The 23,054-nt window shown below is 73.2% G+C and carries 22 protein-coding genes and 1 tRNA gene; 12 read left to right on the top strand and 11 right to left on the bottom strand.

What is annotated here, in order from left to right; all coding sequences use genetic code 11:
• The first annotated feature begins 20 nt into the window (after positions 1 to 20).
• The 3 genes from acs (at position 21) to H0S66_RS09195 (ending at position 4,116) form a co-directional block, all read left to right on the top strand.
• Positions 21 to 2,000, top strand: coding sequence for an acetate--CoA ligase (gene acs, locus H0S66_RS09205; protein ID WP_179615126.1), 1,980 nt, complete (start codon positions 21 to 23; stop codon positions 1,998 to 2,000).
• Positions 2,001 to 2,246: 246 nt separating this feature from the next.
• Positions 2,247 to 3,620, top strand: coding sequence for a Na+/H+ antiporter NhaA (gene nhaA, locus H0S66_RS09200; RefSeq protein ID WP_179615125.1), 1,374 nt, complete (start codon positions 2,247 to 2,249; stop codon positions 3,618 to 3,620).
• An 85-nt stretch (positions 3,621 to 3,705) separates the two neighbouring features.
• Positions 3,706 to 4,116: a phage holin family protein gene (locus H0S66_RS09195; protein ID WP_179615124.1), complete on the top strand. Its 411-nt coding sequence runs from the start codon at positions 3,706 to 3,708 to the stop codon at positions 4,114 to 4,116.
• Between the two features lie 109 nt (positions 4,117 to 4,225).
• Here H0S66_RS09195 and H0S66_RS09190 read toward each other — a convergent pair whose 3' ends face one another.
• From H0S66_RS09190 to nth, 4 genes are read right to left on the bottom strand one after another with little or no spacing between them, the layout of a single operon-like run.
• Positions 4,226 to 5,395, bottom strand: coding sequence for a MarP family serine protease (locus tag H0S66_RS09190; RefSeq protein WP_179615123.1), 1,170 nt, complete (start codon positions 5,393 to 5,395; stop codon positions 4,226 to 4,228).
• Between the two features lie 4 nt (positions 5,396 to 5,399).
• The gene (locus H0S66_RS09185; RefSeq protein WP_258017185.1) at positions 5,400 to 6,182 is read right to left on the bottom strand and encodes an NUDIX hydrolase; all 783 of its coding nucleotides are present in this window, start codon (positions 6,180 to 6,182) and stop codon (positions 5,400 to 5,402) included.
• Positions 6,179 to 6,802, bottom strand: a complete 624-nt coding sequence (locus tag H0S66_RS09180; RefSeq protein ID WP_179615122.1) for a TlpA family protein disulfide reductase — start codon at positions 6,800 to 6,802, stop codon at positions 6,179 to 6,181. The genes H0S66_RS09185 and H0S66_RS09180 overlap by 4 nt, the downstream gene beginning before the upstream one ends.
• Complete coding sequence (gene nth / locus H0S66_RS09175) at positions 6,799 to 7,503, bottom strand: endonuclease III (RefSeq protein WP_179615121.1); 705 nt, start codon at positions 7,501 to 7,503, stop codon at positions 6,799 to 6,801. Before nth ends, H0S66_RS09180 begins: the two co-directional genes overlap by 4 nt.
• A gap of 198 nt (positions 7,504 to 7,701) precedes the next feature.
• Here nth and H0S66_RS09170 point away from each other — a divergent pair, with 198 nt between their 5' ends.
• From H0S66_RS09170 to H0S66_RS09160, 3 genes are all read left to right on the top strand, one after another.
• Positions 7,702 to 8,379, top strand: coding sequence for a Crp/Fnr family transcriptional regulator (locus H0S66_RS09170; protein WP_179615120.1), 678 nt, complete (start codon positions 7,702 to 7,704; stop codon positions 8,377 to 8,379).
• Positions 8,380 to 8,465: 86 nt separating this feature from the next.
• On the top strand, positions 8,466 to 8,990 hold the full coding sequence (locus tag H0S66_RS09165) for a SigE family RNA polymerase sigma factor (protein WP_179615119.1): 525 nt from the start codon (positions 8,466 to 8,468) through the stop codon (positions 8,988 to 8,990).
• Positions 8,987 to 10,390: a PD40 domain-containing protein gene (locus H0S66_RS09160; RefSeq protein ID WP_179615118.1), complete on the top strand. Its 1,404-nt coding sequence runs from the start codon at positions 8,987 to 8,989 to the stop codon at positions 10,388 to 10,390. Before H0S66_RS09165 ends, H0S66_RS09160 begins: the two co-directional genes overlap by 4 nt.
• On the opposite strand, the gene H0S66_RS09155 is transcribed toward H0S66_RS09160, so the two are convergent.
• The 5 genes from H0S66_RS09155 to H0S66_RS09135 form a co-directional block, all read right to left on the bottom strand.
• A complete protein-coding gene (locus H0S66_RS09155) occupies positions 10,369 to 11,211 on the bottom strand; it encodes an MBL fold metallo-hydrolase (protein WP_338037236.1) in 843 nt (280 codons plus the stop codon). The genes H0S66_RS09160 and H0S66_RS09155 overlap by 22 nt on opposite strands.
• Complete coding sequence (locus H0S66_RS09150) at positions 11,208 to 12,077, bottom strand: NUDIX hydrolase (protein ID WP_179615117.1); 870 nt, start codon at positions 12,075 to 12,077, stop codon at positions 11,208 to 11,210. The genes H0S66_RS09155 and H0S66_RS09150 overlap by 4 nt, the downstream gene beginning before the upstream one ends.
• Positions 12,077 to 12,547, bottom strand: a complete 471-nt coding sequence (locus H0S66_RS09145; RefSeq protein ID WP_179615116.1) for a RidA family protein — start codon at positions 12,545 to 12,547, stop codon at positions 12,077 to 12,079. Before H0S66_RS09145 ends, H0S66_RS09150 begins: the two co-directional genes overlap by 1 nt.
• 5 nt (positions 12,548 to 12,552) lie before the next feature.
• The gene (locus H0S66_RS09140) at positions 12,553 to 12,708 is read right to left on the bottom strand and encodes a Sp36 family protein (RefSeq protein WP_179615115.1); all 156 of its coding nucleotides are present in this window, start codon (positions 12,706 to 12,708) and stop codon (positions 12,553 to 12,555) included.
• A 132-nt stretch (positions 12,709 to 12,840) separates the two neighbouring features.
• Complete coding sequence (locus H0S66_RS09135; RefSeq protein ID WP_179615114.1) at positions 12,841 to 14,565, bottom strand: BCCT family transporter; 1,725 nt, start codon at positions 14,563 to 14,565, stop codon at positions 12,841 to 12,843.
• A 270-nt stretch (positions 14,566 to 14,835) separates the two neighbouring features.
• On the opposite strand from H0S66_RS09135, the gene bagA reads away from it, so the two are divergent.
• Together bagA and bagB are read left to right on the top strand one after the other, a co-directional pair.
• Positions 14,836 to 15,837: an ATPase BagA gene (bagA, locus tag H0S66_RS09130; RefSeq protein WP_258017184.1), complete on the top strand. Its 1,002-nt coding sequence runs from the start codon at positions 14,836 to 14,838 to the stop codon at positions 15,835 to 15,837.
• Positions 15,834 to 17,042: an ArsA family ATPase gene (bagB, locus tag H0S66_RS09125; protein WP_179615113.1), complete on the top strand. Its 1,209-nt coding sequence runs from the start codon at positions 15,834 to 15,836 to the stop codon at positions 17,040 to 17,042. Before bagA ends, bagB begins: the two co-directional genes overlap by 4 nt.
• A gap of 363 nt (positions 17,043 to 17,405) precedes the next feature.
• Here bagB and H0S66_RS09120 read toward each other — a convergent pair whose 3' ends face one another.
• The gene (locus H0S66_RS09120; protein ID WP_179615112.1) at positions 17,406 to 17,708 is read right to left on the bottom strand and encodes a WhiB family transcriptional regulator; all 303 of its coding nucleotides are present in this window, start codon (positions 17,706 to 17,708) and stop codon (positions 17,406 to 17,408) included.
• A 296-nt stretch (positions 17,709 to 18,004) separates the two neighbouring features.
• On the opposite strand from H0S66_RS09120, the gene H0S66_RS09115 reads away from it, so the two are divergent.
• Entirely contained in the window at positions 18,005 to 20,377 is a 2,373-nt protein-coding gene (locus H0S66_RS09115; protein ID WP_179615111.1) for a transglycosylase domain-containing protein, read from the top strand.
• Positions 20,378 to 20,481: 104 nt separating this feature from the next.
• Here the strand turns inward: H0S66_RS09115 and H0S66_RS09110 are convergent, their stop codons facing one another.
• Complete coding sequence (locus H0S66_RS09110) at positions 20,482 to 20,940, bottom strand: GatB/YqeY domain-containing protein (protein WP_179615110.1); 459 nt, start codon at positions 20,938 to 20,940, stop codon at positions 20,482 to 20,484.
• A 26-nt stretch (positions 20,941 to 20,966) separates the two neighbouring features.
• Between H0S66_RS09110 and H0S66_RS09105 the strand changes: the two genes are divergently transcribed.
• The 3 genes from H0S66_RS09105 (at position 20,967) to H0S66_RS09095 (ending at position 23,029) form a co-directional block, all read left to right on the top strand.
• Complete coding sequence (locus tag H0S66_RS09105) at positions 20,967 to 21,905, top strand: metallophosphoesterase (protein WP_179615109.1); 939 nt, start codon at positions 20,967 to 20,969, stop codon at positions 21,903 to 21,905.
• Between the two features lie 108 nt (positions 21,906 to 22,013).
• Positions 22,014 to 22,087 (top strand) — tRNA-Pro (locus tag H0S66_RS09100).
• Positions 22,088 to 22,201: 114 nt separating this feature from the next.
• Complete coding sequence (locus H0S66_RS09095) at positions 22,202 to 23,029, top strand: hypothetical protein (RefSeq protein WP_179615108.1); 828 nt, start codon at positions 22,202 to 22,204, stop codon at positions 23,027 to 23,029.
• The last annotated feature ends 25 nt before the right edge of the window (positions 23,030 to 23,054 follow it).

Here is a 23,054-nt window from a genome sequence, read left to right as displayed (position 1 = left end):
GACGAAGGAGACGAAGAGACGTGAGCGACGAGACCCTGTCGAACCTGCTCAAGGAGGACCGCCGCTTCGAGCCGCCGGCCGACCTGGCGGCGAACGCCAACGTCACCGCCGAGGCGTACGCCGCGGCCGAGCGCGACCCGGAGGGCTTCTGGGCCGAGCAGGCCGGGCGCCTGGACTGGGCCACCCCCTGGGACCGGGTGCTCAACTGGGACGACCCGCCCTTCGCCAAGTGGTTCGAGGGCGGGCGCCTCAACGCGGCGTACAACTGCGTCGACCGCCACGTCGAGGCCGGCCGCGGCGACAAGGTCGCCTTCCACTTCGTCGGCGAGCCGCTCGGCGACACCCGCGACATCACCTACGCCGAGCTCAAGGACCTGGTCAGCCAGGCCGCCAACACCCTGGTCGACCTGGGCGTGCGGACCGGCGACCGGGTCGCGATCTACATGCCGATGATCCCCGAGGCCGTCGTGGCGATGCTGGCCTGCGCCCGCATCGGCGCCCCGCACACCGTGGTCTTCGGCGGGTTCTCCTCCGACGCGCTGGCCTCGCGGTTGGAGGACTGCCAGGCCAAGGTGGTCGTCACTGCCGACGGCGGCTACCGCCGCGGCAGCGCCTCGGCGCTCAAGCCCGCCGTCGACGAGGCCCGCACCAAGGCCGCCGAGCTGGGCCACACGGTCGAGAAGGTGCTCGTGGTGCGCCGCACCGGCCAGGACCTCGACGGCTGGGACGACGACGTCGACGTGTGGTGGCACGACAGCGTCGACGCCGCCTCGACCGAGCACACCCCCGAGGCCTTCGACGCCGAGCACCCGCTCTACGTCATGTACACCTCCGGCACCACCGGCAAGCCCAAGGGCATCCTGCACACCACCGGCGGCTACCTCACCGGGGCGGCGTACACGCACTGGGCGGTCTTCGACCTCAAGCCCGACGACGTCTACTGGTGCACCGCCGACATCGGCTGGGTGACCGGGCACTCCTACATCGTCTACGGCCCGCTGGCCAACGGCGCGACCCAGGTGCTCTACGAGGGCACGCCCGACTCCCCCGAGCGCGGGCGCTGGTGGAAGATCGTCGAGGAGCTGAAGGTCTCGATCTTCTACACCGCCCCGACCGCCATCCGCTCGTTCATGAAGCAGGGCCGCGAGATCCCCGACGCGCACGACCTGTCCAGCCTGCGGGTCCTGGGCTCGGTGGGCGAGCCGATCAACCCGGAAGCCTACGTCTGGTACCGCCACGTCATCGGCGGCGACCGCACCCCGGTCGTCGACACCTGGTGGCAGACCGAGACCGGCCAGATCATGATCAGCCCGCTGCCGGGCGTGACCCACGGCAAGCCCGGCTCGGCGATGATCCCGATCCCCGGCGTCAGCGCCGAGGTCGTCGACGAGCAGGGCGAGCCGGTCGGCAACGGCGCCGGCGGCTACCTGGTGCTGACCAAGCCGTGGCCGGCCATGCTGCGCACCATCTGGGGCGACGACGAGCGGTTCAAGGAGACCTACTGGTCGCGCTTCGAGAAGCTCGGCTTCTACTTCGCCGGCGACGGCGCCAAGCTCGACGACGACGGCGACCTGTGGGTGCTGGGCCGCGTCGACGACGTCATGAACGTCTCGGGCCACCGCCTGTCGACGACCGAGATCGAGTCGGCCCTGGTCTCGCACCCCAAGGTCGCCGAGGCCGCGGTCGTGGGCGCCAAGGACGAGGACACCGGCCAGGCGGTCTGCGCGTTCGTCATCCTGCGCGACGAGGCCGGCGACGGCGGCGCCGACATCGTCGAGGAGCTGCGCAACCACGTGCGCAAGGAGATCGGCCCGATCGCCAAGCCGCGCCAGATCATGATCGTCCCCGAGCTGCCCAAGACCCGCTCGGGCAAGATCATGCGCCGCCTGCTGCGCGACGTGGCCGAGCACCGCGACGTCGGCGACGTCACCACCCTCGCCGACTCCTCGGTGATGGACCTGATCGCGGCGGGGGCCTCGACCGGCAAGAGCGACGAGTAGCCCCGAGCCGGCGCTACTTCCTCCGCGAGCCGGCGCTACTTCCTCCGCGAGCCGGCGCTACTTCCCTCGCCGGGCGGGAAGTGGCGCCGGCTCGGCGCGGAACTGGCGCCGGGTCGGCGGTGGGGGGTGGGGTCGTACGCCGGTAGAGTGGGCGCCTGGTGCGCCGGGAAGTCTGGTCGGCAGCTCGTCCGTCGACCCCTGTCGACGGGCCCTGCCCATGACCGCTGACCGATCCGAGGAGACCTCGTGAACTCCAGCAGCCCCACTCCCCCCGACACGTCCGGCTCGTCGGGCTCGACCCGCCTCTTCTCGCGCGGCAGCTTCCTGGAGGACTCCCGCATCGCGGGGGTGCTGCGGGCCGAGACCACCGGCGGCCTGCTGCTCATCGCGGGTGCCCTCATCGCGATCGTCTGGGCCAACACCCCGTGGGCGAGCACCTACGAGGCGATCCGCGACTTCAAGCCGCTCAGCGAGCCGCTCGACCTGGGCGCCTTCACCCTGCACCTCGACCTGAGCATCGGCACCTGGGCGGCCGACGGGCTGCTGGCCATCTTCTTCTTCGTCGTGGGCCTCGAGCTCAAGCGCGAGTTCGTCGCCGGCGACCTGCGCGACCCCAAGCGGGCCGCACTGCCGATGGCTGCGGCCGTCGGCGGCATGGTCGCGCCCGCGCTGATCTACCTGGCCTGGAACTTCACCCTCGCCGACGGCGGGCCCAGCGGCTGGGCGATCCCCACCGCCACCGACATCGCGTTCGCGGTCGCGATCCTGGCGGTCATCAGCACCCACCTGCCCTCGGGCCTGCGCACCTTCCTGCTGACCCTGGCCGTGGTGGACGACCTGCTGGCCATCACGATCATCGCGCTCTTCTACACCGAGGAGCTCGACCTGCTCTTCCTGGCGCTGGGGCTGCTGCCGATCCTGGTCTTCGCGGTGCTGGTGCAGATGCGCATCTTCCGGGGCGTGCTGCTCATCCCGCTCGCGCTCGTCGCGTGGGTGCTCGTGCACGAGTCCGGCGTGCACGCGACCGTCGCCGGCGTGCTGCTGGGCTTCACCGTGCCGGTGCTGCGCAAGGACCGCGACGACGACAAGCCCGGCCTCGCCGAGCACCTCGAGCACCTGGTGCGGCCGATCTCCGCGGGCTTCGCCGTCCCGGTCTTCGCGTTCTTCGCCGCCGGCGTCACCGTCGGCGGCTTCAGCGGCCTCGTCGAGTCGCTGCAGGACCCGGTGGCCATCGGCATCGTGACCGGCCTCGTGCTCGGCAAGACGATCGGCATCACCGGCTCCACCTGGCTGCTGGCGAAGTTCACCAAGGCCGACCTCGACGAGGACCTGGCCTGGATCGACGTCGTCGGGCTCTCGCTGCTGGCCGGTATCGGCTTCACGGTCTCGCTGCTCATCGGAGAGCTCGCCTTCGCCGGCTCCCCGGAGCGGGAGGAGCACGTGAAGGTCGGCGTCCTGATCGGCTCGCTGCTTGCCGTGCTGCTGGCCACGATCGTGCTGCGCGCCCGCAACCGGGTCTACAAGAAGCTCTGGGACGCCGAGCAGGTCGACGAGGACCGCGACGACATCCCCGACGTCTACCAGACCGGCGACAAGGACCCGGCGACCCCGCCTGCCTGAGCCTCACCCCACTGGCGGCACGGGAGGGGTGCCGGGCTTGTAGGGTCAGAACCCGACACCCGACTCACCACCTGGGAGCAACCGCATGGCCATCGAGCCGGTCAAGGACACCGATCCCACCATCGGGCGTCTGGTCACCGACGCCAGCCGCGACATCTCGACCCTGATCTCCAAGGAGATCGAGCTCGCCAAGTCGGAGCTGAAGGTGAGCGTCAAGGCCGGCGGCATCGGCGTCGGCCTGTTCGCGGCCGCCGGCTTCATCGGCGTGCTCGCGATCATCATGCTCTCTGTGGCGATCGCCTACTTCATCCACTGGAACGGCTCCGGCCTGTCGCTGCACTGGGCGTTCCTGATCGTCTTCGGCGCGTACGTCGCCCTGGCCGGGCTGCTCGTATTGGTCGGCGTGAAGAAGGTCAAGCAGGTCGGCCCGCCCGAGAAGGCGATCAGCCAGGGCAAGCAGATCCCCTCGGCCCTCAAGGGCAAGCACTCCGCCTGAGCCCGCCTGGGTCTCGACCCGCCCTGCGCGTCCTCGTTCCTCGGACGCGCGGCTTGCTCGACCTTTGCGCACCCACGCCGCGACCTCGTTCCTCGGTCACGGCTGCGCGCTAAGCGCAGGCTCCGGTCGAGACCGCCCCGGTGGCGGCCCGGCCCTGCTCGGCCGCCTGCTCGACCTGGTCGCTGGTCAGGGCGTAACCGGTGTCGCCGTCGGTGACCGAGGCCGCGAAGATCACGCCCACGACGTCGCCCGACGTGGAGACGATCGGGCCACCGGAGTTGCCGGGGCGCACCAGCCCGCGCAGCGAGAACACCTCGCGGATCACCGTGCCGTCGCCGTAGATGTTGGGCGAGCGCAGCCGCTGCTCGGCGCGGATGCGGGCGGCCCGCACGTCGTAGGGCCCGTCGAGCGGGTAGCCCAGGACCGCCACGGCGTCCCGCGGGGCGGCGTCGGCGAAGTCCAGCGCGGGCAGGGTGCCGGAGTCGAAGGAGATGACCGCGACGTCGACGTCGGGGTTGTAGTAGACGACCTGCCCGTCCACGGGCCCGCCCTCGGTCTGCACCTGCGGGTTGTCGACGCCGGCGACCACGTGGGCGTTGGTCATCAGGCGGTCGGGGGCGTAGACGAACCCGCTGCCCTCGACCCCGCTGCCGCACGAGTTGGCGCCCCGGATCTTCAGCACGCTGGGCGCGGCCTGCTGCACCGCGGGGCGCTGGAGCATCCGCTCGGAGCCGGGACCGACCTCGACGATCCGCTCGGGGGCGAAGGGTTCGAGGTAGCGGGGGAAGAAGCTGGTGCCGACGACGGTGTTGAAGGCCTGGAGCAGGCCGCCGGCCGACTGCGGCAGCGCGGAGTCGACCTTGGCCAGCACCGTCGAGGCCCGCACCATCGGGGTGACGCCCGCGATCCGCGAGCCCGAGACGGCCACGCCCAGCGCCCAGGCCACCAGGAGCACCGCGACCGCGCTCAGCGCCGCGCCGCCCACCGCGTCGAGGGCACGCACGGGCTGCCAGGTGATGCGCGAGCGCAGCCGGGCACCGACGTACTGCAGGGTCGCCTGGCCCAGCGAGGCGGCCAGGATCACGATGAACAACGCGCCCAGGGTCACCAGCAGCGAGGGGTTGGCCTCGCCCAGCGCGATCGGCGCGAGCCAGATGCCGAAGAGGCCGCCGGCCAGCAGGCCCGCGGTCGCGAACGCGCCGGTGATGAACCCCTGCCAGTAGCCGGAGAGGGCGTAGGCGACGACGAGGAGGACCAGCAGCCAGTCGAGCAGGTTCATGACGTCAGATGTCCTCGTGGGGTCGGTCGGGCTCGTCCTCGATGTCGAGGAGCCCCGGGGTGGGCCGCGGGTCGGCGGCCAACATGTAGTCGGGCAGGTCGCGCACCCGCGTCTCGTCCCACGGCTGGGTCCAGCCGAGGAAGTCGAAGAGCTTGGCGATGATGCCGCCGGTGAAGCCCCACAGGATGACGTCGTTGTCGGGACCGATCATGAACCCCGGGCTCTGGTAGCCGCGGGGATGGCGGACCGTGACGCGGTGCGTGGGGTCGAGCAGCTCGCTGATCGGCACGTGGTGGATCGCGTGCACCTCGTCGCGGCTGGCGATGTGGACCCCGCTGGGGTGCGCCCACCAGCCCAGCACGGGGGTGACGGCGAAGTTGCTGGGCGGCAGCCACAGGTCGGGCAGGGTCGCGAAGACCCGCACCTCGGCGGGCTCCAGGCCCACCTCCTCCTCGGCCTCGCGCAGCGCGGCCTGCACCGCGGTCTCGCCGGGGTCGAGCCCGCCGCCGGGGAAGGAGACCTGGCCCGGGTGCGAGCGCATGTCGTGGGCACGCTCGGTCAGCAGCAGCTCGGGGCCCTGGGCGCCCTCGGCGAAGAGCATCAGCACCGCCCCGAGGCGGGCGCTGCCGTCGGCGGGCGGGGTGAAGCGGGTCAGGTGGTCGGCGGTGATCGAGGCGGCGCCCTGCTGGACCGGCAGCAGCCACTCGGGCAACGGGGCCAGGGAGCCGCCGTGCCCGCCGTCCCCACCGAGCCCGCCGTGCCCGCCAGCGCCTCCGGGGTCGCTCACAGCTCGACCCCCAGGTGCTCGGCGACCAGGTCCTCGAGCTGCTCGACGCTGCGGATCTCGACCGGCAGGACGGCCTCGACGACACCGTCGGCACCCACCAGCACCGTGGTGGGGAAGGCGACCGCGCGCACCACCGGGTCGACCTGCAGCTCCCCCTGGGTGTCGGCGACCTGCGGGTAGGTCACCCCGCTGTCGACGAGCAGCTCCATGGCCCCCTCCGTGATCGGGTCGGCGAAGTCGACACCGAGGACGTCGACCCGGTCGCCGTGCTGGCTGTAGAAGTCCTGGAGCACCGGCAGCTCGCGCTTGCAGGGGGCGCAGGTGGCGAACCAGGCGTTGAGCACCAGCGGCCCGCGCAGCGTCGACAGGTCGACGGCCGGGCCGCCCCCGAAGCACGGCAGCTCCAGCGCGGGCAGACCGCCCTCGACGGGGCCGGCCGAGGCGTCCCCGGGCCGGCACTCCTCGATCCCGGCGTCGGCCTTCGCCTCGCGCAGGGCGGCGGTGTCGACGTCGATCTGCGCCGGGCCGGGCGCGGCGACGAACGAGCCGTCCTCGCCCGCGCACGCGCTGAGCAGCAGCGCGGCCGCCGCCAGGGCCGGCACGAGGCGACGTCGGGTCACCGGCGCGCCTCGGTCTTGACGAGCTTCTCGGCGGTCTCGGGGTCGGTCGGGCCCTCGCCGTACGCCGGGCACCACCGCGCCACGGGACACGCACCGCAGGCCGGGCGCTGGGCGTGGCAGCGCCGACGGCCGTGCCAGATCAGCCGGTGGCTCAGCATCGTCCAGTCCTTCTTGGGGAACAGCGCCCCCACCGCGTGCTCGACCTTGACCGGGTCGGTCTCGTCGGTCCAGCCCAGGCGGCGGGCGAGCCGGCCGAAGTGGGTGTCGACGGTGATGCCGGGGACGTCGAAGGCGTTGCCGAGCACCACGTTGGCGGTCTTGCGCCCCACCCCGGGCAGCTTGACCAGGTCGACCAGCCGCGGCGGCACGGCGCCGTCGTGGTGCTCGACCAGGTGGGCCGACAGCTTGAGCAGCGACTCGGTCTTGGCGCGGAAGAAGCCGAGCGGACCGACGATCTCCTCGAGCACGGCCCGGTCGGCCGCCGCCATGGCCCGGGCGTCGGGGAAGGCCGCGAAGAGGGTCGGACGCACCGCGTTGACCCGCCGGTCGGTGGTCTGCGCGGAGAGCACGGTGACGACCAGCAGCTGGAACGGGTCGTCGAAGTCGAGCTCGCAGGCCGCGTCGGGGTAGGTCTCGGCCAGCACCCGGTGGGTCTTGCGGGCGCGTCGCACGAGGGCGGTGGGGGTCTCGGCGGCGGGCACCCCGCCAGCCTACGAGACGGCACCGACGCCTCCGGCAGGACCGGCGCCGGTCCGGCGCCGGGGCAGCGCCGGGGCCGGGGCCGCCGCGCCTAAGAGGGGCGATGATGCGTGTGAGCAAGTCCACTGGATAGCATTGCCCACATCCGTGCGCCCCTGCGCGGTCGAGTCTCGAGCACCCGCACGCCTACAGGAGGTCCGGTGGACAACGACGTACTGCGTCAGGCCCCACTCTTCAGCGCCCTGGACGACGAGGCTGCGTCCGCGCTGCGCACGTCCATGACCGAGAGCCGGCTGCGCCGTGGTGACGTGCTGTTCCGCGAGGGCGACTCCGGCGACAAGCTCTACATCGTGCTCGAGGGCAAGGTGAAGCTCGGCCGTACCTCCTCCGACGGCCGCGAGAACCTGCTCGCGATCCTCGGCCCGGGCCAGATGTTCGGCGAGCTCTCGCTCTTCGACCCCGGCCCTCGCTCGGCGACCGTGACCGCGGTGACCGACGCGTCGTTCGCCTCGCTGTCCCACGAGGACCTGCTGCGCTGGCTCGAGGGCCGCCCGGTCGTCGCCCGCGGCCTGCTCACCCAGCTCGCCGGCCGCCTGCGCAAGGCCAACGACGTCGTGGCCGACCTGGTCTTCTCCGACGTCCCCGGCCGCGTGGCCAAGGCGCTGCTCGACCTCGCCGACCGCTTCGGGCGCACCGCCGACGACGGCGTGCACGTGCACCACGACCTCACCCAGGAGGAGCTCGCCCAACTGGTCGGCGCCTCCCGCGAGACGGTCAACAAGGCGCTCGCCGACTTCGCCTCGCGCGGCTGGCTGCGCCTGGAGCCCCGCTCGGTGGTCATCATGGACCTCGAGCGGATGTCACGCCGCGCCCGCTGAGGCCCGCCCGAGAAAAAAACTTCCTGCGGGGTGCCCCCTTTTCCCGTCCCCACCGCGTCTGAGCAGGTGAGGACGAGGAGCACACCATGGGGTCACGCCAGGCCAGGCGCGAGGAGCAGCACGCCGCCTTCGAGGCGTTCGTGCTGGCCCGCACGCCCGCGCTGACACGCACGGCGTACCTGCTCACCGGCGACGTCCACCTCGCCGAGGACCTGGTGCAGAGCGCGCTGCTCAAGGCGGCCGAGCACTGGCACCGCATCGAGACCTCGCCCGAGGCCTACGTGCGCCGCACGCTCTACACCCAGCAGGTCTCGGTGTGGCGGCGTCGCCGCGACGTGCGCGAGCAGACCCTGGGCGCGTACGACGCCGCTGCCGCGACCGACGCCGGCGACCCGGACCTGCGGCTCAGCCTGGTCGAGGCGCTGCGCCGGCTCACCACCCGGCAGCGCACGGTGCTGGTGCTGCGCTTCTTCGAAGACCTCACCGAGCCCCAGGTGGCCGACGTCCTCGGGGTCAGCCGGGGCACGGTGAAGTCGACGGTCCACCGCGCGCTCGCCCGCCTGCGGGTCCTCGCCCCCGACCTGGCCGACCTCGTGGAGGACCCCGCATGAGCCCGCACCCGCCCCTGAAGGACCTGCTCGAGCAGGCCGCCGAGACCGTGCCGCCCGCCGACGTGCCCCGCGACACCTGGCAGCGCGGCCGGCGCCGGCACCGCCGCTCCCTGGCGCTGCGGGCCGCCGCCGTCGTCGGGGTCGTCGCCCTGGTCGCCGCGACGCCCGGGCTGCTCGACCGCGCGACGGACCGCTCCGCCCCGCAGCCCGCCGGCAGCGGGGCGTCGGGGCCGGGCCTGCCCGACCACCTGCACGCGGTGCCCGAGCGGATGTCGGACCGCGACAACGACGGCTCCTGGCTGCGCGAGGAGGTGAGTGACGACCTGGCCGTCGGGCGCGCGGCCGCCGCGTGGGTCACCCCGTCCGGGCTGCCCGTGGTGGTCGACGCCGTCGACGGCCGCTACCACCTGCTCGACCTGCCCGACTTCCTGCCCAGCGACAGCCTGGTCGCCGGCTGGTTCCCCGGCGACCGGGCTCCCCTGGCGCTCTCCCCGGACGGCACCCGCCTGGCCTTCGGCTTCGCCCGGCCCACGACCGACGACGGCACCAGCGTGCCGTCGGGCATCCGTGTGGTCGACCTGGTGGCCGGGGAGGTGACGCGGGAGCTGTACCTGCGAGGTGGCACGGGCGTGGCCGTCACCCAGGTCTCGTGGTCACCGAACGGCGAGTGGCTGGCGTGGGCGGGGCGCCAGACCTCCTACTGGACCACCTCGGCGCTCACCGCGAACACCGCGGTCGCGGGTGTGGTCGCCCCGGACGGCGCACGGCAGCGCCTGCGGCCCCCGGGTGAGGCCACCGTGGTCGACGACGCCGGCACCGCGACCGTGCTGAACGGACCTCAGCTGTGGATCCACCCGGCGGACGGGGCGGGGGTCGTCGAGCGGAGCACTGCGGTCGCCGAGGTCACGTCGACGGGTGCGCTCTCCACCGCCGGCGACCGCCTGGCCCTCGGCACCTCGGCGCGCCAGGACCTGGTGGTACTCGAGCTGCAGCGCGACGAGGTGGCCACGAGGTCGGGCGCCGCCCCCGACGACCAGACCTGGTCGATACGCCCGCTCGGCTGGGTGGGCGAATCCGTCCTGGTGCAGCGCACCCCCGCCGACGGCGGCGCGGGACGCCTCACCCTGGTCCCGGTCGACGGCGACCAACCGCTGCGCGACGTCGGCACGGTCGACGGCGGCACGGACACCCGAGCGGGCATCGGCTCGCTGAGCGTGGCGACCGACCTGGTCACCGCACAGCGCCCCACCGTGACCCGGCCCGCTCCGGACTGGCCCTGGTCGGAGGAGCGCTGGGTGGTCACGGCCCTCCTGGGCGGCCTGACCCTGGTCCTGGTGCTCGCGCTCGCCTGGGCCGTCGTACGCCGCCGGCGCAGCGCTCAGCGGCCCTCGGCGACGTAGGCCAGCTGGGCGCGCACCGACATCTCCGCGGCGCCCCACAGCACCGGGTCGACGTCGGCGTAGACGATCTCGACGACCCGGCGGGGCAGCTCGTCGACGGCGAGGCCCTCGGGGTGCGGGGTCGCGCGCAGGGTCTCGACGGCGGCGCGCACCTGCTCGAGGCGCTCGCGGCGGTGGTCCTGGTAGTAGCCGATGGCCCCGAGCGCGTCGTCGATGACCGGCCCGTGCCCGGGCCAGATGGTCGCGATCTCCTGGGCCTCGGCGAGGGCGTGCAGGCGCCCCAGGGAGCCGAGGTAGGCGCCGAGCTCGCCGTCGGGGTGCGCCACGACGGTGGTGCCCCGGCCCAGCACGGTGTCACCGGTGAGCACGGCGCGCTCGGCGGGCAGCACGAACGACAGCGAGTCGGCGGTGTGGCCGGGGGTGCCCACGACGCGCACCTCGAGACCGTCGACCTCGACGACGTCACCGTCGGCCAGGCCCTCCGAGCCGAGCCGGTGGCGCGGGTCGAGCGCGCGCACCCCGCAGCCCATCCGCTCGGCGAACTCCTTGGCGGCCTCGGCGTGGTCGTGGTGGTGGTGGGTCAGCAGCACCACACCGACCTGCCCGGCGGTCTCGGCGACCGCGTCGAGGTGGGAGAGGATCGAGGGCCCCGGGTCGACCACGACCGAGCGCCGGGCGCCCGGCTCGCGCAGCACCCAGGTGTTGGTGCCGTCGAGGGTCATGTGGTCGGCGTTGGGCGCCAGTACGCAGCGGGCCCGCTCGCCGAACGCACCGCCGGCCCAGCCGGACGGCCCCACCACGGGGCCGCCCACGCCGCTCACGCCTGCCTCCGCTCGCTCACCAGCGGGCGCAGCCGGTCGGGCATCGACAGGGTCCAGCCGTCCCCCAGCGGCTCCACCGTGGGGGTGAACATCTGCACCGAGCGCTCGCGGGCCGTGGCCAGCACCGCGCCGGTGTCGGGGTAGGTGCCGACCTCCATCGAGGTCAGGTACGTCGGCGGCATCATCGCCAGCTCGCCGGCGTCGGCCTGGTCGGCGGCCTCGCGGGCCGGCAGCCAGTGCACCGACGACGACTCGGTGGAGACGTCGCGGGTGACCTGCCCGGCCGGCAGCTCGGCCACGAAGAACCAGGTGCGGTAGCGCTTGGGCTCGAAGACCGGGGTCAGCCAGGCGTCCCACACGCCGAGCAGGTCGGTGCGCAGCACCAGGCCGCGGCGGTTGAGGAAGTCGGTCATCGCCAGCTCGCGCGACTCCAGGGCGACCCGGTCGGCCTCCCAGTCGTCGGCGGTGGTGTCGGCGACCACCTCCCCGTCGGAGGCGCCGGCCAGCAGCACCCCGCACTCCTCGAACGTCTCGCGCACCGCCGCGCAGACCAGCGCCCGCGCGGTCTCCTCGTCGCAGCCCAGCCGCGCGGCCCAGGCCGCCGGCTCGGGACCGGCCCAGCCGACCTGGGCGTCGAAGTCACGCGGGTCGACGCCGCCGCCGGGGAAGACCGCCATGCCGGCCGCGAAGTCCATGGAGACCTGGCGACGCAGGTAGTAGGCCTCGGGGCCGGAGTCGCCGGGACGCAGCACGATCACCGTGGCCGCGTTGCGCGGCTCCGCGGGCTCGCGGGTGCCGTCGGCGTACTCGCGCGCCAGCGCGACCACCGTGTCGGGCAGCGGCACGGGCGGCAGCGGGATGCGCATCAGGCGTCGGCCACCAGCTCGACGACCAGCTCGACCTCGACGGGGGCGTCGAGGGGAAGCACGGGCACGCCGACCGCCGAGCGGGCGTGCACCCCGGCCTCGCCGAAGACCTTGCCGAGCAGCTCGGAGACGCCGTTGGCGACCCCGGGCTGGCCGGTGAAGTCGGGGGTGGAGGCCACGAAGCACACGACCTTGACGACCCGCGCCACCTGCGACAGCTCGCCGACCTGCGCGCGCACCGCGGCGATGGCGTTGAGCGCGCACTGCTGGGCGCACTCGTAGGCCTCCTCCGCGGTGACCTCGCCGCCGACCTTGCCGGTGGCCATCAGCTCGCCGCTGCGCATCGGCAGCTGCCCGGAGGTGTAGACGTGCGACCCGGAGCGGACCGCCGGCACGTAGACCGCCACCGGCGTGGCCACCTCGGGCACGGCCAGGCCGAGCTCGGCCAGGCGCTCCTCGGGGGTGGGCATGCGCGTCAGCCCTGCGCCTGGCGCTTGAGGAAGGCCACGAGGCCACCCTGCGCGTTGGTCTGGATGGTCACCAGCTCCCAGCCGTCCTGGCCGAAGTTGTTGAGCATCAGAGCCTCGTTGTGGAGCGGAATCGGCGCCACCTGGTATTCCCACTTGGTCATGGCCCGCACCCTACTCGGGCCGCCGTGCGCGGCGCCGCCCCGTACGACACGGCCCCGACCGCGCGCGGGGCGCGGCCGGGGCCGGGGGTCGTGCTGGGTGGTGCTGGTCGTGCTGGGTCGTGCTGGGCGAGGTCAGCGGCGGGGGCTGCCCTTCGTCGGGGTCGCGTCGACCGCGGGGATGGTGCCGCTGTCCTGCAGACCCTCGGTGACCTCGTCGGCGATCTGCGTGGCCAGCCACTTGCGCTTCTTGCGCTGGATCACGCGGTTCTCGGCGAGCAGCGCCTTCGCGGTCGCGATCATCAGCAGCACCATGATGATGCTGAAGGGGGCCGCGACCAGGATGGCGCTGGTCTGCAGCGCCGCCAGTCCGCCGGCGCCGGCCATCAGCAGCACGGCCGCCACGACGCCCTCCATGGACGCCCAGAACGCACGGCTCCACACCGGCGGGTTGGGGTCGCCGCCCTCGGCGAGCATGTCGACCACGAAGGAGCCCGAGTCGGAGCTGGTCACGAAGAAGACCACGATCAGGAAGATCGCGACCACGCTGAGGACCGTGCCCAGGGGCAGGGTGTCGAGCATCTGGAAGAGCGCGAGGTCGGTGCTCACGCCCTCCTCGCCGATCAGCCCGCCGCCGCCGAACATCTCGGTCCAGATGGCGGTGCCACCGAGCACCGAGAACCACAGGAAGGTGACCATGGTCGGCACCAGCAGCACGCCGAGCACGAACTCGCGCACGGTGCGACCGCGCGAGATGCGAGCGATGAAGACACCCACGAACGGGGCCCAGCTCATCCACCAGCCCCAGTAGTAGGTGGTCCAGCCCGACAGCCAGCTCTGCCCGGCCTCGCCCTGGAAGGGGCGCACGTCGAAGGAGAGCTTGAGGAAGTTCTGCAGGTAGGAGCCGATCTGGGTCACGAAGTCGCTGAGCAGGAAGACCGTCGGGCCCAGCAGCAGCACCGCGACCAGCAGGCCGGCGGCGACGCCCATGTTGATGTTGGACAGGTAGCGGATGCCCTTGTCGACACCGGTGACCACCGAGACCAGCGCCACGCCGGTGATGATGGCGATCAGCAGGACCAGCAGCGGCGTGCTGGCCTCGTCGACCACACCGAGGAAGCTCAGGCCGGCGCCGACCTGCTTGACGCCGAAGCCGAGCGAGGTCGCGACACCGAAGAGCGTGCCGACGATGGCCACGACGTCGACGACGTCGCCCCAGAAGCCCAGGATCCGCTTGCCGAGCAGCGGCTCGAGCGCCCAGCGGATCGAGATCGGGCGGCCCTTGCGGTGCACGGCGTAGGCGATCGCCAGGCCGACGACGACGTAGATGGCCCAGGCGTGCAGGCCCCAGTGCAGGAAGGTGGTGTCCATGGCGGTGCGCGCGACCTGGTCGGGCCCGCCGGCGACGTCGGTGCCCGGGGGCGGCGTGGCCAGGTGGTTCAGCGGCTCGGCGACGCCCCAGAAGACCAGGCCGATGCCCATGCCGGCGGCGAAGAGCATCGCGAACCACGACTTGAGGCCGAACTCGGGGTCCTCGTCGTCCTTGCCCAGGACGATGGAGCCCATCGGCGAGAGCGCCATCCACAGCGAGAACGCCACGAAGGACGTCACGACCAGGACGTACCACCAGCCGAGGTCGATGACGACGTTGGTGTTGGCCGAGGCCAGCCAGTCGCCCATGCGGTCGGGGAAGATCGCGGCGGTGGCGGAGAAGAGCACCAGGATCACCGCAGCGGGGATGAACACGCGGGGTGCGGCCATCGGGAACCGGCCACGGGCGGTGCGCGGGGTGGGCCGGGAACCGTCGTCGGACGGCTCGCCCGGCGGCGTGGTTCGTTCGGTGGGCGGACTGGACGTCATGACTGCCTCTCGGTCGGGATCACTCTGAGTCGGTCGTGCTGAGTCTCGTGCTGGAGCGCCTGCGGTGCGTCGGACCGGCCATTGCGGAGCCGCCGTCGCACGCCCGTGGGGGCCACCGGACCCCGAGGCCGGTGCGGGGCAACCCATCACGTTACCGAAGGGTCGCCCCTCGCGTCACACCTGCGGGTGGTGCCCCACCGGCTGGGAGGGGGCTGAAACTCCTCCGGCGCCTCCTGAGGGGTGGGTGGGACGCCCACTAGGCTCGGCCGCGTGAGACGTACCGACTGGTCCGGCGTGCGGCTGCACGTGGTGACGGGCAAGGGCGGCACCGGCAAGTCGACGGCCGCGGCGGCGCTGGCCCTGGCGCTGGCCGCCGAGGGGCGCCAGGTCCTGCTCTGCGAGGTCGAGGGGCGCCAGGGCATCGCCCGGATGTTCGACGTCGACCCGCTGCCGTACGCCGAGCGCCGGATCGCGACCGGCCTGGCCGGCGGGGCGAGGCCCGGCACCGTCCACGCACTGCACATCGACCCCGAGGCCGCGCTGCTGGAGTACCTGGCCCTCTACTACAAGCTGGGCCGCGCCGGGCGTGCCCTCGACCGCTTCGGGGTCGTCGAGTTCGCGACCACGATCGCCCCCGGGGTGCGCGACGTGCTGCTGACCGGCAAGCTCTACGAGGCGGTGCAGCGCAACGCCCGCAACAAGGGGGCCGTGCAGTACGACGCCGTGGTGCTCGACGCCCCGCCGACCGGTCGGATCACCCAGTTCCTCAACGTCAGCGACGAGCTGGCCGGCCTGGCCAAGGTGGGGCCGATCCGTTCGCAGGCCGACACGATGATGACCCTCTTCCGCTCCCCGCGCACCGCGGTGCACCTGGTGACGGTGCTGGAGGAGATGCCGGTGCAGGAGACCGCCGACGGCATCGCCCAGCTGCGCGAGGCCGAGCTGCCGGTCGGTGCCGTGATCGTCAACCAGGTGCGCCCGCGCGACGTGGGCCCCGACGACCTGGCCGACGCCCTCGCCGGGCGCCTAGACCGGGCCCAGCTGGGCGCCGACCTCGAGGCCGGCGGCGTGACCCCCAGCCCCGAGCTGCTCGACGGGCTGGTCGCCGAGGCGCGCGACCACGCCGAGCGCCGGGCGCTCGAGGACGCCCAGCGCGCGCTGGTCGCCGGCTTCGACGTGCCCTCGGTCGAGCTGCCCCGGCTCCCGGGCGGGGTCGACCTGGGCGGGCTCTACGACCTCGCCGCCACGCTCAGGGAACAGGGGCTCGGATGAGCAGGACACCAGCACCCAGAACCGCCGACCGCTCGCGCCCGCGGGTCGGGCCGCTGGCCGCGCACCCGGCGCCGACGCCGCACCTCGACGTCGACGCGCTGCTCGACGACCCGGCGACCGGGATCATCGTGTGCACCGGCTCGGGCGGGGTCGGCAAGACGACCACGTCGGCGGCCCTCGCGCTGCGCGCCGCCGAGCGCGGGCGCAAGGTCGTGGTGCTGACCATCGACCCCGCGCGGCGCCTGGCCCAGTCGATGGGCATCGAGGAGCTCGACAACACCCCGCGACCCGTCGCCGGCGTCGACGGCGGGGGCAGCCTCGACGCGATGATGCTCGACATGAAGCGCACCTTCGACGAGGTGGTGGAGAGCCAGGCCACCCCCGAGAAGGCCCGCCAGATCCTGGAGAACCCGTTCTACGTCGCCCTGTCCAGCTCGTTCGCGGGCACCCAGGAGTACATGGCGATGGAGAAGCTCGGCCAGATCCACGCCGACGCGCGCCGCGACGGCACCTACGACCTGATCGTCGTCGACACCCCGCCCTCCCGCTCGGCGCTGGACTTCCTCGACGCCCCCGAGCGGCTCTCCAGCTTCCTCGACGGACGCTTCATCCGGCTGATGCTGGCCCCGGCCCGCGGCCCGGCGCGGCTCGTGACCGCCGGCCTCGGCCTGGTCACCGGTGCCCTCACCAAGATCCTGGGGGCGCAGGTGCTCACCGACCTGCAGACCTTCGTCGCCGCCCTCGACACCGTCTTCGGCGGCTTCCGCCAGCGCGCCCAGCGCACCTACGCCCTGCTCCAGGCCGACGGCACCGCCTTCGTCGTGGTGGCCGCACCCGAACCCGACGCCCTGCGCGAGGCCGCCTACTTCGTGGAGCGGCTGCGCGGCGACCGGATGCCGCTGGCGGGTCTCGTGGTCAACCGGGCCAGCGCCGCGCCGTACGACGACATCGGCGCCGACGAGGCGATGGCCGCCTCGCACCGCCTGCAGGCCACCGGGGGCCACGAGCTGGGCGCGGCGCTGCTGCGCCTGCACGCCGACCGGGTGCGGCTGGTGCAGCGTGAGACCGGCCTGCGCGAGCGCTTCGCGGCCGCGCACCCCGACGTGGCCACCGCCGTGGTCCCCGCGCTGGCCGGCGACGTGCACGACCTCGACGGCCTGCGCCGCGTCGGCGACCTGCTGGGCACCCAGCACCCCGCTGGTTGAGCAGCGAGGGCCGAAGGCTCGAGCGTCGTCGAAACCCCGCGACCCCATGGCGTACGGCGGGAACTGGCGCCGACTCGACGCACTCCCGCCGTTGGTTGAGCAGCGAGGGCCGAAGGCTCGAGCGTCGTCGAAACCCCGCAAGCACCCGGCGTACGACGACCGCGTCCCTCACGGGGTCTCGACGACGCTCCTCGCTGGCGCTCGTCGCTGCTCGACCAACGAAGCACCACCGCTGGTTGAGCAGCGAGGGCCGAAGGCTCGAGCGTCGTCGAAACCCCGCACGCACCCGGCGTACGGCAGGCACCCCACGGCGCGCGCCGCGAACCGGCCGGTTCGAACCGGCGGGTCGGGAGGACTACGGGGTCAGCGGGCGCGCGCGGGCAGCGGCTCGACCTCGACCGTGCCGCGGGTGCGGGCGTTCTCGAGCACCGAGCGCCACGAGGCGGCCGGGCGGCGGCGCAGGAGGGCCCGGCGCTCACGCTCGGTCATGCCGCCCCACACGCCCCACTCGATCTGGTTGTCGAGCGCCTCGGCGAGGCACTCGGTGCGCACGGGGCAGCCCGCGCACAGCTGCTTGGCCTTGTTCTGCTCAGCGCCTCGCACGAACAGCTGATCCGGCTGCGCAGCCCGACAGGCGGCGCGCGGCGTCCAGTCCTCAACCCACATGACAAGTCCCCATCCTTATTGCGAGAGCGGGTGCCGCCGGCTCCGTTGCGTCCCCTGGAGTCGGCTGCGCCTCTGCTCTCATGTCCCTGCCTCTCAGTAAAGAGGGGTGACCCACCTGGGGACAGGTCATTTCGACCCAAAGGACATGGCCCGAAATGACTAGACCGATGTGGTCAGGCTCACTGGGGTCCGGTGGGGCAGGATGACCCATTCCGGCCCGCGCCGGGCCCAGCAGGGGTACGGTGCCCGGCTCCGACGATGGGATCGGTGTGCCGTGCTCCCGTACCCTGGGCGCCATGCCTGCGTCTCGTCCCGCCAGCCGTGTCGCCTCCCACCTCGCCGTGATGGTCGCGATCTCGGCCGTGCTGGGTGTCGTCGTCGCCGGGCTGGCCATCCCCTTCGCCGGGGTCGTCGGGATCGGGGCGCGCAACCTGGCCGAGACGATGGACCAGCTGCCCGCCGAGCTCGAGACCGAGGCGCTGGCGCAGAAGACCACCATCCTCGACGTCGACGGCAACACCCTGGCCACCCTCTACGACCAGAACCGGGTCGAGGTGCCACTGAGCCAGGTCTCGCGCAAGATGGTCAAGGCCATCGTCGGCATCGAGGACGCCCGCTACTACGAGCACGGCGCGCTCGACGTGCGCGGCACGCTGCGCGCCTTCGTGACCAACCAGGCGCAGGGCGGCGACGTGCAGGGCGGCTCCACGATCACCCAGCAGCTGGTCAAGCAGACCCTGGTCAACCAGGCCAAGACCGACGAGGAGCGCGAGGCCGCCACCGCGACGACGTACGCCCGCAAGCTCAAGGAGCTGCGCTACGCCGTCGCGATGGAGCAGCGCCACTCCAAGGACTGGATCCTCGAGCGCTACCTCAACATCGCCTACTTCGGCGACGGCGCCTACGGCATCCAGGCCGCCGCCCAGCACTTCTTCAGCGTCAACGCCAACAAGCTCGACATGCAGCAGTCGGCGCTGCTGGCCGGCCTGGTGCGCAACCCCGTCGGCTACGACCCCGTCGACAACCCCGAGCGCGCCACCGAGCGGCGCAACGTGGTGCTGCAGAGCCTCGCCGGGCTGGGCGTGCTCAAGCAGAAGCGCGCCGACCGGCTCAAGGACAAGCCGCTGGGCCTGAAGGTCCAGAAGACCTCCGACGGCTGCGTGTTCACCGCGGCCCCCTTCTTCTGCGACTACGTGCTGCGCTACCTGGTGACCGACCCCGCCCTCGGCGACACCAAGAAGGAGCGCCGCGCGCTGCTGGAGTCGGGCGGCCTGACCATCCGCACCACCCTCGACCAGGACTTCCAGGACGCCGCCGACGCCGCCGTGCGGGAGGGCGTGAACCCGACCGACCAGGCCATCGGCGCGCTCGCGATGGTCGAGCCGGGCACCGGGCAGGTGCGCGCGATCGCCCAGTCCCGGCCCGTGGGCGACGGGCCCGGGCAGACCTACCTCAACTACGTCGTGCCGCGGAAGTACGGCGACTCCGGCGGCTTCCAGCCCGGCTCGACGTTCAAGGCGTTCGTGCTGGCGGCGGCGATCGAGCAGGGCATCCCGCTCAACACCCAGATCAACAGCCCCGAGCAGATCGAGGTCCCCCAGAGCTCGTTCGCGGTCTGCGGCGGCCAGAACTACCAGTCGACCGACACCTACCCGGTCGGCAACTCCACCGGGGCGGGCACCTTCGACCTCTACACCGGCACCCAGCGCTCGGTGAACACCTTCTTCATCCAGCTCGCGCAGCGCACCGGGCTGTGCCAGCCCTACCGGCTGGCCAAGAAGATGGGCGTGCGGCTGACCGACAAGAACACCGAGATGGTGCCCTCCTTCCCGCTCGGTGTGGCCAGCGTGAGCCCGCTGGAGATGGCCGAGGCGTACGCGACCTTCGCCGCCCGCGGCCAGCACTGCGCCTCGCGCCCGGTCACCTCGATCGAGGACGCCAACGGCAACGTGCTCAAGCAGTACCCCGCCAAGTGCCGCCAGGTGCTGAAGGCCTCGACCGCCGACGCGGTCAACGACATCCTGCGCGGGGTCATCGAGCCCGGCGGCTTCGCCCAGGCGGAGGCCCTCGACAGCCCCGCCGGCGGCAAGACCGGCACCACCCAGAACGGTCGCTCGGTCTGGTTCGTGGGCTACACCCCTGAGATGGCGGCCGCGGCGATGATCGCCGGCGCCAACCAGTCCGGCACCCCGATCACCCTGACCGGCCAGACCGTCGGCGGACGCACCATCTTCTCGGCCTCCGGCTCGGGCTACGCCGGCCCCATCTGGGGCGACGCGATGAAGGCGATCGACGACCAGCTCCCCGACACCGGCTTCACGCCCCCCGACGCCACCGTCGTCAACGGCGTGACGATCTCGGTGCCGTCGGTGAGCGGGATGACCCTCGAGGGGGCCACCCAGGTGCTCGAGGACGCCGGGTTCGGCGTCAGCAGCGGCGGGTACGTGAACTCGTCGTACTCCGCCGGCACGGTCGCCTACTCCTCGCCCAGCGGCAGCGCCCCCTCGGGCTCGCAGATCACCCTCTACCAGTCCAACGGCACCCCGCCGCCCCCGCCGCCCTCCAACAACGGTGGCGGCGGCAACGGCAACGGCGGCGGCAGGAACGGCGGCGGCGGCGGCGGTGGCAACGGGAACGGGAACGGGAACGGGAACGGCAACAACCGCTGACCCGGCGCGAACTTCGCGCTGACCCGGCGCACATCTCGCACTGACCCGGCGCACATCTCGCACTGACCCGGCCCGGACCTCCCGGGTCAGGGGCCGTGGGCCTCTCAGCCGAGCTGGCGACGCACCTCGGCCGCGACGGCACCGCCGTCGGCACGGCCCTTGACCTGGGGCTGCACGACCCCCATGACCTTGCCCATCGCCCTCATGCCCTCGCCGGCAGCACCGGTCGACTCGACGGCCGCGGCGACGATGCGCTCGATCTCGGCGGCGTCGAGCTGCTCGGGCAGGTAGACGGCGATCACTTTGGCCTCGGCGCGCTCCTTGGCGGCGCTCTCCTCGCGCCCGCCCTCGTCGAAGGCCGCAGCGGCCTCGCGACGCTTCTTGGCCTCGGCGCCGAGGACGGTGACGACCTCGTCGTCGGACAGCTCGCGGGCGGTCTTGCCGGCCACCTCCGCGTTGGCCACGGCGGCGAGCACCATCCGCAGGGTCGAGGAGCGGACCTGGTCGCGGGCCTTCATGGCGGTGGTCAGGTCGGCGCGCAGCTGGTCCTTGAGGGTGCTCATGACCGACATTGTGACAGCCTGTGCTGGTGAGCCTCACCCCAGTTCTCGCCCGTGGCAGCGCCGCCCTCCTCGGGGCCGCGACGCTCGGCGGTGCGGCCGTGACGGCGTACGCCGTGCGCGAGACCCGGCAGTTCGTGCTGCGGCGGGTCGAGGTGCCGCTGCTGCCGCCGGGGGCCGATCCGCTGCGGGTGCTGCACCTCAGCGACGTGCACATGACACCGCGCCAGCAGCGCAAGCAGGAGTGGCTGGCCGGGCTCGCCACGCTGCGTCCCGACCTGGTCGTCGACACCGGCGACAACCTGGCCCACCAGGGCGCGGTGCCGTACGTGACCGACGCGCTGGGGCCGCTGCTCGACGTGCCGGGCGTCTTCGTGCACGGCTCCAACGACTACTTCGAGCCGCGGCTGCGCAACCCGATCCGCTACGTGCTGCCCGACGACGGCACCCGCCACACCGACGTGCCCCAGCTGCCGTGGCGCGACCTGAGCGCCACCTTCACCGAGCACGGCTGGCTCGACCTCACCAACGCCCGTGGCCGGCTGGAGGTCGCCGGGCTCGACCTGGCCTTCGTCGGGGTCGACGACCCGCACCTTGAGTACGACGACCTGGCCGCGGTCGCCGGCCCGGCCGACCCCCGCGCTGACGTGCGCCTGGCCGTCGCGCACGCGCCGTACCTGCGGGTGCTCGACCAGTTCGCCGCCGACGGCCACGACGCGATCCTCGCCGGGCACACCCACGGCGGGCAGGTGTGCCTGCCGGGCGGTCGGGCGCTGACCACCAACTGCGACCTCGAGCCCGCCCGTGCCCGGGGCCTGCACCGCCACCCCGCCGCCTCAGATCCCGGCGACGCGGGCTCCGCCTGGCTGCACGTCAGCGCCGGCGTCGGCACCAGCCCGTTCGCCCAGGTGCGCACGAGCTGCCGCCCCGAGGCGACCCTGCTGACCCTGGTGCCGCGCCCGCACTGAAGCCCCCGCGCGGCCGCACGCGTCCGCCGGGGGCCCGATTGGGGTGGCCCCTCGGTGCTCCGGTATGCTCCGGTGCTCGTGGGGTCAGCCTCGGCTGGACCCATGGATCGGGCTGTGGCGCAGCTTGGTAGCGCGCCTCGTTCGGGACGAGGAGGCCGCAGGTTCAAATCCTGTCAGCCCGACGTAGTGATGTTTCCCGACATCGACCAGCCGGGCCCACGCGAGTGGGCCCGGCTGCTGTCATTTCCGGCCCCGGGCCGGCGCTGAGGCCGCTGCCCGCGTGGCAGACTGCGCCCATGGCAGACGACGACCGCTCCGCGGACACCCCGTCCCTGGAGGCACCCTCCCTGGGGCTGGGCAGGTGGCGCCGCAGGAAGAAGGACACCTCCGACGAGGTGGTCGAGGACCCCACGGCGACGATCCCGGTCGTCGAGCCGGAGCCGCTGCCCGACGTCGAGCCGACCCCCGACCCCGAGCCCGACCCCGTACCGGCCCCCGAGCCCGAGCCTGAGCCGACACCCGCTCCCCCGCCGGTCTCCCGGCCGGCCGCTCGCCGGCCCGCCCCCGCGCCGGCACCGATGGCCGCCGCGGCGCCTGCTCCGGAGCCCCGGAGGACCGAGAGCGCCGGTGAGGGCACCGGGACCCCGCTGTTCGCCGACGAGGTGCCCGAGCCGGCTCAGGAGCCCGTGCCGGTCGAGGAGCCGGCGACCGCCCGGGGCCGCTCACCGTTCGCCACCCTGCTCGGCCTGCGCGGGCGCAGCGCCGCGGCGCTCACCGGGGCCGTCGTCGGACTGCTCGTGGTCGCCCTGACCTGGGGCGCGCTGCGCCTGTGCGAGGTGCTGCAGGGCACGCCCTCGTGCGGCAACCCCGGCTTCTTCCTGCTGCTCGCGATCATGGTCGCGATGGTCGTGCTCGGTGGGGCGATGCTGCGCGCCGCGGGCGCGCCCGACCCGACCAGCACCGCCTTCCTCGCCGTGGGGCTGCTGTGCGTGGTCGCGCTGCTGTTCCTGGTCGACGCGCTGATGTCACCGTGGATGGCCCTGGTCATCCCGCTGGTCAGCGTCGGCACCTTCGTGCTCTCGCACTGGGTCACCACCGCGGTCGTCGAGCCCGCCCGCGGCTGAGCAGCCACGACCGGGCGGCCGCGAC

This window comes from Nocardioides marinisabuli, assembly GCF_013466785.1.
GTDB lineage: Bacteria > Actinomycetota > Actinomycetes > Propionibacteriales > Nocardioidaceae > Nocardioides > Nocardioides marinisabuli.
The sequence above is the reverse complement of the archived record's forward strand: the minus strand, read 5'-3'. Positions and strand labels throughout refer to the sequence as shown.